This is a genomic window from Shewanella sp. ECSMB14102 (assembly GCF_000813075.1).
Taxonomy (GTDB): domain Bacteria; phylum Pseudomonadota; class Gammaproteobacteria; order Enterobacterales; family Shewanellaceae; genus Shewanella; species Shewanella indica.
Map to the genome: position 1 here is coordinate 56,059 of NZ_JWGX01000038.1, position 13,581 is coordinate 69,639.

Genomic DNA, 13,581 nt, shown 5'->3' on the forward strand with positions numbered 1-13,581 from the left:
AACTTGGTTAAATTTTTACAGACTTTTAACAATTGTTTATTTAGATTCAATGAAAGTTAGCAGGAAGTAGAAGTAAGCTATGAAGCTTTGGTGGTACGCGATATTGATGCTTGGCCTTCAGTTGCCCCTGACTGCAGCAGCTGAAGAAAATGCGACGGAAACTGTCCCTGTGGATGAGTTCAGACTCGCCCTCGCCCTGGGATATGGTCGGCTGGACAATCCCAGAGTGCATGCCAAGCCGATAGAAACCTTCCTGCTGCCATCCTGGAGCTACTACTCAAAACGCTTCTATCTGGAAAACTTCACACTGGGCTACAGCCTTCATGAGTCGGACAACTTGCTATTCGACCTGCAAACCAAGCTCAATGAAGATGGATTCTTTTTCGAGTTTGATGGGCTTAACAAGTTGTTTTTAAGCGACATCATAGGCTTCTCTCCCCACAAGGGACAGGTCGTACGCCCCAACAGTAACAGCGAACCTACCCTTAACGAAATCAAGCGCCACATCTCCTACCTGGGTGGAGTTTCCGTCACTTGGATCACCCCCTACACAGATATCAATCTGGGCTTGTTTCAGGACATTTCCGGGGTACATGACGGCAATGAGCTGCAATTCAGATTGAAAAAGAGCCTGCTCTATTCCTGGGGAGCCCTTGGGCTTGAGCTGGGCGCGATTCGCAAGAGTGAATCCCTGGTGCGCTACTACTATCAGCTTACGCCGGAAGAAAGCGGCCCGCTGAGACTGAGTTACACTCCCTCGGCCAGTATCAATTATCACGCCCGTCTGCTGGTTAATCTGCCACTATGGCAGGATATCAACCTGGTGGCGATAACCGAATACACCTGGCTTGACTCGGGGATCACCGACAGTCCCATGATAGACAAGGATGGCTATCTCTCAGGTTTCATCGGTTTGAGTTATCGGTTTTGAGGCTTCTATGAGTCGATGGCTACTGTGGTTACTCATGTTGACAAGCCCCTGGGCAAGCGCCTTGGGAGAAGAGCTTTGGCTGGCACCGGATACCTGCGCCATGACCAATCAGGAATCGGAATGCAGGCTGCAACTGCAACTCGAATTTCACAGCCAACAGCCTCGCTCTCTGTGCCTTTGGCTGGCCCATAGCACGGCACCTTTGACCTGTTTTCATCAACGCCGAGACTTCAGTTACAAGCTGCAATTGAGCCTGGTCAGGGATACGCTTATCGAGCTCAGGGATCAGCAAAACCGCACAGTTGCCAGCCGCTTGCTCAGAGTGGCTATCTATGAGCCCGTCAGCCGCAGACGGCGGGGCCTGAGTTGGGATCTGCTATGAAAGAAAAAATACTCCTGATCGAGGATGATCTGCCACTGGCTGAGCTTATTTGCACCTATCTGGCCAACGAAGGTTTCGAGCTGGTTCATCTGGACAATGCCGAAGCCGCACTCGCCCGTCAGGACAGTGACAGTTTCAGCCTGATCCTTTGCGATGTAATGCTGCCCGGTGAAGATGGCTTTTGTATCTACCCTCGTTTGGCGGCCTGTTATCTCTGCCCGCTGATATTCCTCACCGCCCGCGATAGTGAAGGCGATCAGATCCTGGGGTTGGAGCTCGGCGCCTGTGACTACCTACTCAAGCCTGTGGTGCCTCCCTTGCTGCTGGCACGAATACGTACTCAACTTCGTAACCGGCAACAGCTACCCGGACGTAAAGCTTTGTGTCTGCATGATCTACAGCTTGACCCTAACCAGCAGCAGGTGTTTATGGCAGGCTCGGCGCTGAGCTTTACCACCAAGGAGTTTGAACTTCTGTGGGTGTTTGTTATCAATGCCGGACGAATATTGTCACGGGAGTACCTGTTTGAGCAGTTTATTGGCCGTACCTATGATGGCCTGGACAGGGCCATAGATTTGAAGGTAAGCAGGCTGCGTAAACGCCTGGATGAACTACAGATAAGCGGTCTGCAGATCACCACAGTGCATGGCAAGGGCTACCTGTTCAACTACCAGCCCAATCAAGCCATGACCAGGGCTCGGGCATGAAATTTCAGTTCTATCGACTGTTCGGATTTCTGCTGCTGTCCTGCTCTCTGCTGCTGTGGAGTTTTGGTCAGTTAACAGAACAATACCGCAGCGAAGAAGCCAGTTATTTGATCTCGGTGGACGACTTATTGCAGACCCGGGGTCAGGGCGCGCATCTGTCGACTCTTGCCGCCGGCAGTCTGGCACTGCCCACTAGCCTGAGACAGCTACTCAACGAGGGGCAGACCTTAGCGCTGCGTCACTCCAGCGGCGAGCTCTACTACTACAAGCAAGGCTCAGGCACTGAGCTGCTCAGGTTTGGCCCGGTAACAGAGAAGCAAGATAAAGAGGACATCACCAGTTTGATCTTGCTCGGTTTCTACTCCAGTCTGACCCTGGTTGCCATCTTGCTTATCTGGCCTGTGTTTCGCGATCTCCATACCCTGCAGCAAAGCGCCATTCGCTTTGGCCGTCAACCTTCGCTACAACCGCTGACCATACGTAAAAGTTCGGCTATCTTTCCGTTGGCTCAGGCGCTTTATAGCATGAGCCACCAGATAGTGAGTTTTGTCCAGATGCATAAAGAGTTATCCCATACCATCTCCCATGAAGTACGCACTCCGCTCGCGCGGATGCGCTTTGCCCTTGAGCTGAGCAAGCAACAGATGGAGCCTCAATACGCAGCGCGCCTGGCCCAGGACATAGATGAGATAGAACAGCTGGCGGCCAACTACCTCTCTTTTGCCCGCCTGGAACATAAACAGGGAGAGCTATGTCATGCATCACAATCCATCGCTGACTTTATTCAGGCGCTTGAGCAGAAATACAGCCTCTATAGCCGTGACTTCCAGATAGGATTTCACTCGGTGCCGGGCCAGGCACAATTCGATATGACGGCAATGAATGTGGCCTGCCAAAACCTGATCCAGAACGCCATGCGTTTCGCCGAAAAAGAGATACAGGTGAGTTTCGAGCAAAGCCAAAGCCATAACTGCCTCAGAGTCGAGGATGATGGCCCTGGCTTTGAAGATAAGGGGAAAAAACTACTGGCGGCCTTTGCCAGAGATGCCAAACAAAGTGATGGCAGCGGCTTTGGCCTGGGGCTCTATATAGTGCGCAAAATTGCCATCTGGCACGGCGGCCGACTGGAGCTGAGCCGTTCGCAATCCCTGGGCGGCGCCGCCATCAGCCTGTGTTGGCCAAGAGAATAAGCGCCACTGTCTTAGCCTCGACTCAGCAGCACCAATACCTCATAGTGATCCGTGTGCGGAAACATATCGAACAGCTGCACCTTGCGCACACTATAGCCGCTGATAGCCGCCAGATCTTTGGCCAAAGATTCAGGGTTACAGCTGGAATAGAGCAGATGCTGCGGCGCAAAGGTCGAAATGGCCTGGCAAAGCTCTGCCCCTATACCGCGTCTCGGCGGATTGACTATCATAAGATCCGGTACTTCTCCTGCCGACTGCGCCGCGGCAAAACTGCCCGAATCCAGCGCTTTGAAGTCCACCCGCTCAAGTCCCAGCTTTTCCGCCGATAATCGGGCGCAGGCGATAGCTTCAGCCTCGATTTCAATCCCCGTAAGCTCTGTGTCTTTGCTGGCGCAGTGCAGCCCAAAACCGCCGACACCACAGAAGAGATCCCAAATCGACTCAGGCTTCAGCTCACTGACCCAGTCTTTGGCGCTCTGATAAAGGGCCGCCGCCACTTGTGGGTTGGTTTGAAAGAAACTCTTGGGGCGGATATAAAGAGGCACGCCATTGAAGGACTCCTCCAGACGCTGCGCCTCGGTAAGAAAAATCTCCTGCTCTCCTTCGAGCCGGGCCATATGAACCGGCTGCAGATTCACAGATACCAGCTTGATGGCAGGAAACTCTGCCAGCAGCTTTGGCAGCTCACGTTCAATCCTCTCGATGGATTGCCTGGAGCGCAATACAAACCTGAGCATAAAGTCGCCGCTGATTTCGGCGCGGGTCAACAACACAAACTTGAGTTCGCCCTTGGCCTTATCTACCCGATAGGGTGGGATCCCGGCCTGACGCACAAACAGCTCAAGCCGATGCAGCAAGGCCTGCATATCGGCAGGATAGAGAGGACAATCGCATAGGCTCACGGCCTCACCACTCGGGGAGACTATCCCCAGAATGGGTTGATGGGCGGCGCCGAGTGCCACCATCTTGGCCTTGTTACGAAAACCCAGGGACGGCCCGCTGACAGGAGCCAAGAGTTCAAATGGCGTGAAGGGGCTGAGCAGCTGCGCCAACTGCTCGCTCTTGGCGGCCAGTTGTTGCGCCATTGGCGTTTCTATGTGAGTACAGGAGCGGCACTTGCCCTGCGCAAAAAAATCACATTTCACTCTGATATATCCCAAGTTTCCAATTTTGCCCGGCGGCAAAAGCGGCACACTTTAGCCTGTTTCACCCTAAAAATCATCCCAGCATCAGCTTGTCGACATCCGCTTTGGGGCTGCGTTTGCCAAGTACCTTGCTTATCTCTGCCGTCACCGCCTTGGCAGTGGCACGAAAGGTGGTTAACTTGCCGCCGTAAAGTGTCAGCAACCTGGGATGAGAATAACGCTGGTACAATTGTACCTCCCGCGGCCGCCCAAAGGCATCGCCATCGCCCTTGGGCAGCACCCGCATGCCACTGAAATGCGCCAATACCTTGGCTTCAAGCGCCTCTGTAGTGACAGAACCCATAAAACTGCCAGAATTTCCAAAATAGTGCCGATAGATCCCCAGCAGATAAGCTATCTCCTCTCGGGTGATCTGCGGAACCGGTCCCTGGCAGAGGGTTTCCGTGGTGCCTATCAGCGTCTTGCCGTACCAAGGCATCACGAATACCACCCGTTCATCGAAACAAGACTCCAGATAGAGCACCCCGGGCGGCGCAGGAATATCCAGAAGCAAATGACTCCCCTGCACCCAGTCTATTGCCGTCTGGGCTATGGGTGGTGTCACCCGCGCCAGCAGTTCGTTGACAAAGGCGCCGGCGGCGTTGACCAGAAAGCGGCAGTGCAGCATTTTGTCGCCATCCGCATCCCGATAACTCAGCTTACATCCCTGAGGCTCATGCTCTATCGTCAAACACTCGGCGCCCTCACGGATATCGGCACCGAGCAGCCTGGCGCTGTCGGCCACCGCCTTGGTCAGCAAGGCATCATCCGTCTGGGCATCCCAGTATTGGAACATATGGGTCATTCCTGCCAGCTTGAGTCCGGGAAAGCTCCCCCAGGCCCTGGCCGGCAGACTACGAAAACGGCCCAAGCGGTCAAACTCGCTCAGCAAGCCGTAGAGGCTGAGACCAGCCCTGAGGGTCAAGGCGCCGCGGCGACTGTCGCGATAAACCGGGATAAAGAAAGGAACAGCCTTGACCAGTGTCGGCGCCAGACGTAATAACTCGCGCCGGGCCCGCAGCGATTCACGCACCAGATCCAGTTGCCCGGACTCAAGGTAACGTAAGCCGCCATGGATCAATTTGCTGGACTGGGAAGAGGTTCCCGCCGCCAGAGTGGACTTTTCCAATAGCACCACGGAATAACCGGCTGCCGCGGCGCACTGCGCCACCGCCACGCCGGAGATGCCGCCACCTATAATTGCCAGATCAACCTGTTCCATCAGCCTCTTTCCGTTAACGTTCCAATTGCTGCCATAGGGTGTCACACAAGCTTTTCAGTTGCTGCAACTCCTCCCGCGGCATGGCGCTGCGACACAGCATCTGCTCGGGCACATCGACGGCGCGCGCTTGCAAAGCCAGTCCGGCATCGGTGAGCGTCAATACCCGCACCCGCTCGTCCTGTTCACTGCGGCCTCTTAACAGCAAGCCTTTTGTTTCCAGGCGTTTGAGCAAGGGCGTCAAGGTGCCTGAGTCCAGATGCAAACGCTCACCCAGCGCCTTGACACTGATGCCCTTGTGTTGCCAAAGCACCAGCATGGCAAGATATTGCGGGTAGGTAAGATCCAGGGCATCCAGCACAGGCCGGTAGGCCCGCACCATAGCATTGGCGGCACTGTATAGCGAAAAGCAAACCTGGTTTTCCAGGCACAGGGGCTCGTTTGACATATGCAAACCCTAAACACAATTTAATTGTGCACAATATACTTGCTTCAAAAACAAATATCGACATATCATTGCCAGCAACTATATTGCGCACAACTTAAATTAAGGAAACTATTATGCTCTATCACACTCAAGCCACAGCCAAAGCCGGCCGCAACGGCGAAGTAGCCACCCATGACGGTGCCCTGTCCTTGACCTTAAGCTATCCCAAGGAGATGGGCGGGACAGAAGCCGGGGCCAATCCGGAACAGCTGTTTGCCGCCGGTTACGCCGCCTGTTTCTCCAACGCTATTTTACATGTGGCACGCTTGGGCAAAATCAAGCTTACCAGCGCTCCTGTCATGGCCGATGTCGGCCTGGTCAGTCAAGATGGCGGGTTTGGGCTAAAGGTATCTCTGACTGTCACTCTACCGCTTGCACAAGCCGAGGCCGAAGCCTTGGTGATCAAGGCCCACAGTGTTTGCCCCTACTCCAATGCCACCCGCAACAACCTTGATGTGGGGCTCACAGTGAATGATATTAAGATCAACTGAAGCTCTGATATTATTCAGTCAATTTCTTGGCAAGATATAAATAAATGTCGCAGTAATTAACCTTATATTTTCTGCGACAATTTTCCGTCACCTATTCTGTATGATGACGCTGTCATTCAGAAAAAACTGATGGTTACATAAAATTGATTTCCCCTGAACAATCGATTAAATTTGCGCCTCAAAAGTGGACAAGAACAATAATAAAGTCATAGTCAAAGGAGAATGATATGCGCGCCCTGATTCTGGGATTACTGCTGTTTACCGGCGCGACCCAAGCCACCTGTGAGAAAAGCGTTCTGCTTGGCAATGTCGATTATGCCAAGAACAGCTCTTATTTCAGTAGCCGGGATTCTTTGCAACTGGATAAAATTGTTGCCGATAATAGTGATAATTCAAGCGGCTATCTGTTATTGGAATTCAATATGGATAATTCTATCGGTGATGAAGAATTACAAAAATATAATATGTGGCTTGCCAATAGACGAATTGAACGGGTTAAAGAGTATTTAACCGCAGCACACTTCTCTCACCCCATAGTCACCCGTATTCGCACGGCAACCCATAAAGACAATCGCGAAGTGAGTCTGCATTGGTGTAATAACCAACAAATGATGGCGACCATAGAAAAACCGCGCAGCGCCGAGTAACGCCGTTTTTTCTGGTGATATTGATAAGCGGCGACGAGCTTACCGGCCCTATAGTCCCAACCGTTCCCCTTACTATCAGCGCTTATCCGCCATCACTCTCGGTTATGAATAACCCAGAGTGATGGCAGCCAGTGACTGCCACTAAAGTTTAAAACGCCCCACTTCACGGCGCAGCGAGTCTGACAACTCAGCCAACTCTTGCGCTTTGACAGTGGCACTGTTGGCCTCCTGTGACAAGGTATGAGAAACCTCACGAATCGACTCGGTATTACGGTTGATTTCGCTGGTAACAGAGGTCTGCTCTTCGGCCGCTGTAGCTATCTGGCTGGCCATATCGGATATCTGGGTAATCGCTTGGCTTATCTGCGCCAAACTGGCACTGGCCGATTCGGCATCCATCACACTGGTTTCAGCCATCTGATGACTTTGAGCCATGGAGTTCACTGCCTTGGCAGCGGTTTTTTGCAAGGTCTCAATCATGGTCTGGATCTCTTGTGTCGACGCGTGAGTACGCTGCGACAACACCCTGACTTCATCGGCCACCACGGCAAAGCCACGCCCCTGCTCACCGGCTCTGGCGGCTTCGATAGCGGCGTTCAAAGCCAATAGATTAGTCTGCTCGGCTATACCGCTGATGGTCAGCAAAATGCTGTTGATCTTCTGTGAGTGCTCATTGAGCTCGGCGATGATCTGACTGGCGGTATCCACTTCCTGCGCCAAACCGCGAATCGACTCCTGGCTCTGCAGCACCTGCTGTTGCCCACTGCCTGCAAGGCCGACCGCCGACTGCGCCGTCTGTGCCGTCAGTTCGGCATTGCTGGCGATCTCCTCGGTAGCACTGGCCATTTCGGTCACAGCAGTTGCCACCATAGTGACTTCGTCCTGCTGTACTTCGATACTCTGGCTATTACTCTCGGCTGAATAGCGGGTCTCCTGTGCCTGGCCAGCCAACTGCTGGGCTATATCACTCATACGAGAAATCATGCCGTGCAGGCGTTCAACAAAACGATTAAAACCGGCGGCGAGCATGCCTATCTCATCGTGCTGATTACGGGTCTCGATGCGGACCGAGAGGTCCCCTTCCCCTTCAGCAATATCGTTGAGCGCCTTGGCCAGACGTTCCAGATCGCGGAACTGGCTCTTGAACACCAATACCAGCAACAGACCAAAGCCCACCAAAAACAACACGCCCACCGCCGACATCCACCATGCCAGCTCGGTGGCCTCGGCCATGATGCTGGCCTTATCCATCACAAACATCAGTGCCCAATCTGTGTGAGGCACAGCCGCCAGGTAAAACAGCTTGCTGCTGCCGTCGAATGCCATCTCATCCAGGGTATTGGCGCTGATCCTGGCGCTGAGCCACTGAGGATTGAAGGCACTGCCAAGGCGGCTGAACTGCTGGCCGTTCAGCTCCTTGTCCGGATGGCTGATAATCAAGCCTGAGCGCTCAAGCATCACGGCATAGCCGTCACCCGGCACCTTGAGGGTTCGCACCGCATCTGTCAGTTGATCTATGGTGAGGTTAGCCGCTACCACGCCCTGCAGGCGACCGCTGTTCATTACCGGCTCGGCTATGGTGACCACCAGTTTTTGCAATGTGGCACTGACATAAGGCGCCGTCATTATCATGGCTCCTTCCCGCTTGGCATCCTGATACCAAGGGCGAACCCGGGGATCATAACCGGCCGTATTCAGGCTGGGATCCTGACGGTACATGTTGCCCTGCTCATCGCCGTAGTAGGTCAGCGCAAAACCGCTGGCCTCATGGGCCTGCATCAGAAAAGGGGTGATATTGACCTCAGAGTTCCGCTGTAGCGTGCCCTTGAGACTGCTGACCGCCTGTTGTCTGTCATACATCCACAGCCCTATGCCGCCGGCAAAAGTGGTCGCCAGTTGATCGACCTCATGCTGGGTTCGCTGCATGGCATTTTCGCGAATAAAGGAAGAAGAAAGGCCAACCAGGGCAGCAACCGTAAGCAAAACGGCGCCCAAACTGACCAGCAGTAAGCGGGTTTTAAGCGTGAATTGCATAAGAGGTCCTATAAATTTTTAGGGTGAAGTAAAAGTTTAGCGGCAAAAAAGTAAATTACTGAAGTCGCTTACCACAATGGCACTATTCGAATGCGGTTTTATTACTCAAAGCTTAACAAATGTCCATGTGTCTCACTTTAGGGACTTTTTCGAGTCTGCTAACAGTTTTGATGCTGCTTTATCATGAATACCAAGGCCTTGGAGTAAAGTATTCCTAGGGCACTTGTAGCCTGAACCGGGCTATGGGTCATTCAGATACAATTTAATCCCTCTTACACAGGTAAGCTTATGTTAAGAACCTTCTTTCTCTGCCTGTTACTGAGTTTCAGCGCAGGCCTTGCCGCAACCGAGAATTCGGCATCGCAGATCCAGTGGCAACAGGTGGATCAGCAAGGGCAGATCAAAATTCCTTTATATTTTGTCTGGTCCAAGACCTGCCCCCACTGCGCCGAAGCGCATCCATTCATCGACTCTCTACCGAAGCGCTATCCCTGGATAGAGCTGCACTCTGTGATGGTGGGCGCCGAAGGCACTCAGGAGCTGTGGCAACAGTTGGCCACAGAGACAGGAACAGAAGCCCGCTCAGTGCCCTATATGGCTACCTGTGGCAAGGCGATAGTTGGTTATTCCAGTGAAGAGGTGACGGGCCAGTTCCTACTCAACCGCCTCAAAAACTGCTATCTGCAGGCGGGCGGCCAGTTGAGCCCGGAAGATATGCCGGGGCAAACAAGCACTCAGGCAAGCACAGGTTCACCCCAGGCGCCGCTATTCGGCACCTGCGCCAATGACGGTGGCGACGGCACCTGTGATGCCACGGCTCTGGCGGCAGAGCCCGAAGTTCAGCCGGTAGAGTTGCCTCTGGTTGGGGTGGTGACACCTGAAACCATGTCGCTGCCAATCCTGACGCTGGTTCTGGCCGGTGTTGATGCCTTTAACCCCTGCGCCTTCTTTGTGCTCTTATTCCTGCTGTCCATCATGGTCAATGCCAAGAGCCGCGGCCGTATGCTGCTGGTTGGTGGCATCTTCGTGTTCTTCTCGGGCTTTATTTACTTCCTGTTTATGACCGCCTGGCTCAACATCTTCCAGCTATTGGGCGCCGGCAGTGATGGCGGGATGATTATTCTGGCGGCGGGGATCCTGGCACTGATAGCAGGCACTATCAACATCAAAGACTACTTCTTTACCAAGGGGGAAGTGACCCTCTCCATGTCGGCGGAAAACCGCAGCGGGCTTATCAAGCGCATGGGTAAGCTATCCAGCGCCTCCAGTTTGGCGACCATGATAGCCGGCACCACAGTACTGGCGATTCTGGCCAACGCCTATGAACTCTTGTGTACTGCGGGCTTCCCTATGATCTACACCAGTGTGCTCTCCATGCATAATCTGCCAAGCTTTGAGCGCTATATGTACCTGGTGCTGTACAACATCGTCTACGTTATCCCACTGGCCATCATAGTGATCGCCTTCAGCATGACTCTCGGCAAGCGCAAGCTGACCGAGAAAGAAGGCCAGACCCTGAAGCTGATGTCCGGCATCATGATGTTGGGATTGGGCGGCACCCTGGCGGTCAACCCGGCGGCGCTGCAGAGCGTCAGCCTGGCATTGGGGCTGATTATCGGTGCCATAGTCGTCACCATACTGATTGTCAGCATTAGAAAACTGTTGGAGCGCCGCCGTAAGGCCGCTTGATAGGTCACTCCTTGAGGTATAGACCCGCAGCACAAAGCCGAGTCGCCCATTGGTGGCTTGGCTTTTTGCCCAACAAGCGGGAATTAGACTAAAGTTAAGGCTATTGACGCCGATAACAGTATCATGCCCGAGTCCCAACGTGACTCATTAACCCAGAGGAAAGCCATGACAGTTTCTCTCAACTCCCAGCCACTGCCGGTCAATATGGATACCGGCGCTGTCGGTGTTAAAGTCGCGCAACTGGCCAAACAGCAACAGGAAGCCGAAGGCGAAATCGCGCTGCAACTTATTCAGGCCGCCACACCGGCACAGGAACCAGCCGCTCCGGTTGGTAACATAGGCCACAATATCAATACCACAGCCTGATATTCCCAAGGTTCTGGCGATAAAAGCAAAAAACCGGCAAAGCCGGTTTTTTATTGTGGATACATGGGTGAACCTAAGACTCACTTATGCTGCGCCAATGCCTCTTTCAGCGCCTGGCGCGTCGCGGTATCCTGCTGCCTTTGCTGTTCCTGCTGATGACGACGTAAGTTGTCTTCCGCCTGACGCACACACTGATTGTGCTCCTGCCAACCATCGGCAACCGCTTCGTCAGAACGGGCAGAGCAGAGAATATCGGCGCAGCCGCCGAGACTCTCCAAACCCAACAGCAAAGGCAACAAGGCGCTCTTTACCAAATAAGATGCAGACATTGTTATTTACTCCAAACCCGGAATGCCAAGGCAATCGAGTGGCAAGGTCATTTTCCACCAACCGGCATTGACCCTAAACGGTTTAAATTAACCCACAGAGACTGACGCTCAGCTGAACCAAAGGTTTACCTTAGGGAAGTGCTTCTTGCAAAGGACTAGGGCCATTTGCTGCTAACCACGCCTTGCATCCAGGCCTGTAAGCCGACACAGAGCACACATGGGACTTGTTCGCCCCCTTCCTTAGAACAAAAAGAAGCCGGCACTTGGCCGGCTTCTGTGTTGCTAAAGGCTGTTGAGTGGTTAACCCATCAAGCCGCTGCCGATTCATCCTCTGAATGGCGGATCAGGTAGTCAAAGGCTCCCAGAGAGGCGGTCGCACCGCTACCCATAGCGATGATGATCTGCTTGTAGGCCGAGTTAGTCACGTCACCGGCGGCAAACACCCCTGGCAATGAAGTCTGACCGCATTCATCGACAATGATTTCACCGCGCGGGGTCAACTCCACAGTACCACGCAACCATTCAGTGTTGGGCACCAGACCTATCTGCACAAAGATACCTGCCAGCGCAATATTATGCTGCTCGCCACTGGCTCTGTCTGTGTAGTTAAGGCCGATAACCCGACTGCCATCACCAAGGACTTCAGTCGTTTGCGCCTGGGTGATAATAGTGATGTTACCCATAGATTTGGCCTTGCGCTGCAGCACATCATCGGCGCGCAATTTACTGTCAAACTCGAGTACAGTCACATGCTCAACTATGTTGGCCAGATCGATAGCCGCCTCGATACCCGAGTTACCGCCGCCAATCACCGCAACCCGTTTACCCTTGAACAGCGGGCCATCACAGTGAGGGCAATAAGCCACACCGCGGCCACGATATTCCTGCTCACCGGGGACATTCATTTCCCGCCAGCGAGCTCCTGTGGCCAACAAGACAGTGCGGCTCTTGAGTAGGGCACCATTTTCCAGTTCCACTTCATAGAGGCCATTGCTGCCAAGACGAACCGCCTTCTGGTTATCCATCACATCCACTTCATAGTCGCGAACATGCTCTTCCAGATTTGCCACCAACTTGGGGCCTTCAGTCGCCTTGACCGAAATAAAGTTTTCAATGCCCACGGTTTCGCTGACCTGGCCACCGAACTTGTCGGCCAACAGCCCAGTGCGCAGTCCCTTACGGGCGGCGTAGATGGCGGCTGATGCCCCGGCAGGCCCGGCGCCAACCACCAGCACTTCGTAGGGCTTACGCTGGTTAAGGCTCTCGGCCTGGCGGGCAGAGGCATTGGTATCCAGTTTATTGAGTATCTCTTTCAGGCTGATGCGGCCGGCAGAGAAAGGCTCGCCGTTCAGATAAACCGAAGGCACGGCCATGATATTGCGCTGCTCAACCTCATCCTGGAACAGAGCACCATCTATCATGGTATTGCTGATCCGCGGGTTGATCGCCGCCATCATATTGAGCGCCTGCACCACATCCGGGCAGTTCTGACAGCTCAGAGAGACAAAAGTTTCAAAATGATATTCCCCTGGCAGGCTGCGGATCTGCTCGATCAGCTCGGCCTCCAGCTTGATGGGATGCCCACCTGTGTGCAACAGAGCCAGCACAAGTGAGGTAAATTCGTGCCCCATGGGCAAACCGGCAAAACGTATGTCAGAGCCCTTGATTGAGGTAACTTGCATCGCCGGGGTACGGGACAATGACTGCTCGGTCACACTGACCAGGGAAGACAGCGAGGCAATATCCTGTGCCAGAGCCAACAGCTCTTTGGACTTTGGGCTTTCATCTGCAGATACGACAAGTTCAACTGGTTGCTTGAGGTTCTGCAGATAGGTTTGCAGTTGATTTTTCAGATTCGCATCCAACATGATGACTCCAGAATCAGACTAAAGGAAAACAGAAATAGTGCGGGGAAAGAGGCTCCG

At 53.5% G+C, this 13,581-nt stretch carries 14 protein-coding genes; 8 read left to right on the top strand and 6 right to left on the bottom strand.

From position 1 onward, the window contains the following. The first annotated feature begins 79 nt into the window (after positions 1-79). The 4 genes from RC73_RS12965 to RC73_RS12980 are packed head-to-tail and all read left to right on the top strand — an operon-like array spanning position 80 to position 3,210. Positions 80-931, top strand: coding sequence for a MipA/OmpV family protein (locus RC73_RS12965; protein WP_039035036.1), 852 nt, complete (start codon positions 80-82; stop codon positions 929-931). Between the two features lie 34 nt (positions 932-965). Next, positions 966-1,313 (top strand): DUF3019 domain-containing protein, encoded by a 348-nt coding sequence (locus tag RC73_RS12970; RefSeq protein WP_052248186.1) that lies wholly within the window; start codon positions 966-968, stop codon positions 1,311-1,313. Further along, a complete protein-coding gene (locus RC73_RS12975; RefSeq protein WP_039035037.1) occupies positions 1,310-2,020 on the top strand; it encodes a response regulator transcription factor in 711 nt (236 codons plus the stop codon). Before RC73_RS12970 ends, RC73_RS12975 begins: the two co-directional genes overlap by 4 nt. Then, the gene (locus RC73_RS12980) at positions 2,017-3,210 is read left to right on the top strand and encodes an ATP-binding protein (RefSeq protein ID WP_039035038.1); all 1,194 of its coding nucleotides are present in this window, start codon (positions 2,017-2,019) and stop codon (positions 3,208-3,210) included. The genes RC73_RS12975 and RC73_RS12980 overlap by 4 nt, the downstream gene beginning before the upstream one ends. An 11-nt stretch (positions 3,211-3,221) precedes the next feature. Here the strand turns inward: RC73_RS12980 and rlmC are convergent, their stop codons facing one another. The 3 genes from rlmC to RC73_RS12995 all read right to left on the bottom strand — a co-directional run bounded on the left by rlmC (position 3,222) and on the right by RC73_RS12995 (position 6,061). Continuing rightward, positions 3,222-4,355: a 23S rRNA (uracil(747)-C(5))-methyltransferase RlmC gene (gene rlmC / locus RC73_RS12985; protein WP_052248188.1), complete on the bottom strand. Its 1,134-nt coding sequence runs from the start codon at positions 4,353-4,355 to the stop codon at positions 3,222-3,224. A gap of 73 nt (positions 4,356-4,428) precedes the next feature. Then, positions 4,429-5,616 carry an FAD-dependent oxidoreductase gene (locus RC73_RS12990; RefSeq protein WP_039035039.1) on the bottom strand — a complete coding sequence of 396 codons (1,188 nt, stop codon included), beginning with the start codon at positions 5,614-5,616 and terminating at the stop codon, positions 4,429-4,431. A 13-nt stretch (positions 5,617-5,629) separates the two neighbouring features. Next, positions 5,630-6,061 carry a MarR family winged helix-turn-helix transcriptional regulator gene (locus RC73_RS12995; RefSeq protein ID WP_039035040.1) on the bottom strand — a complete coding sequence of 144 codons (432 nt, stop codon included), beginning with the start codon at positions 6,059-6,061 and terminating at the stop codon, positions 5,630-5,632. Positions 6,062-6,174: 113 nt separating this feature from the next. On the opposite strand from RC73_RS12995, the gene RC73_RS13000 reads away from it, so the two are divergent. Together RC73_RS13000 and RC73_RS13005 are read left to right on the top strand one after the other, a co-directional pair. Next, a complete protein-coding gene (locus RC73_RS13000) occupies positions 6,175-6,591 on the top strand; it encodes an organic hydroperoxide resistance protein (protein WP_039035041.1) in 417 nt (138 codons plus the stop codon). Between the two features lie 227 nt (positions 6,592-6,818). Beyond that, entirely contained in the window at positions 6,819-7,238 is a 420-nt protein-coding gene (locus RC73_RS13005; RefSeq protein ID WP_039035042.1) for a hypothetical protein, read from the top strand. 141 nt (positions 7,239-7,379) lie between these two features. On the opposite strand, the gene RC73_RS13010 is transcribed toward RC73_RS13005, so the two are convergent. Then, positions 7,380-9,272 (bottom strand): methyl-accepting chemotaxis protein, encoded by a 1,893-nt coding sequence (locus RC73_RS13010; RefSeq protein WP_039035043.1) that lies wholly within the window; start codon positions 9,270-9,272, stop codon positions 7,380-7,382. A 288-nt stretch (positions 9,273-9,560) separates the two neighbouring features. On the opposite strand from RC73_RS13010, the gene RC73_RS13015 reads away from it, so the two are divergent. Both RC73_RS13015 and RC73_RS13020 read left to right on the top strand, forming a co-directional pair. Then, the gene (locus RC73_RS13015; RefSeq protein ID WP_039035044.1) at positions 9,561-10,961 is read left to right on the top strand and encodes a hypothetical protein; all 1,401 of its coding nucleotides are present in this window, start codon (positions 9,561-9,563) and stop codon (positions 10,959-10,961) included. Positions 10,962-11,126: 165 nt separating this feature from the next. Further along, a complete protein-coding gene (locus RC73_RS13020) occupies positions 11,127-11,327 on the top strand; it encodes a hypothetical protein (RefSeq protein WP_039035045.1) in 201 nt (66 codons plus the stop codon). 80 nt (positions 11,328-11,407) lie between these two features. Here RC73_RS13020 and RC73_RS13025 read toward each other — a convergent pair whose 3' ends face one another. Together RC73_RS13025 and ahpF are read right to left on the bottom strand one after the other, a co-directional pair. Next, a complete protein-coding gene (locus tag RC73_RS13025) occupies positions 11,408-11,656 on the bottom strand; it encodes a hypothetical protein (protein WP_039035046.1) in 249 nt (82 codons plus the stop codon). A gap of 308 nt (positions 11,657-11,964) precedes the next feature. Continuing rightward, positions 11,965-13,524 (bottom strand): alkyl hydroperoxide reductase subunit F, encoded by a 1,560-nt coding sequence (gene ahpF, locus RC73_RS13030; protein ID WP_039035047.1) that lies wholly within the window; start codon positions 13,522-13,524, stop codon positions 11,965-11,967. Positions 13,525-13,581 lie beyond the last annotated feature (57 nt).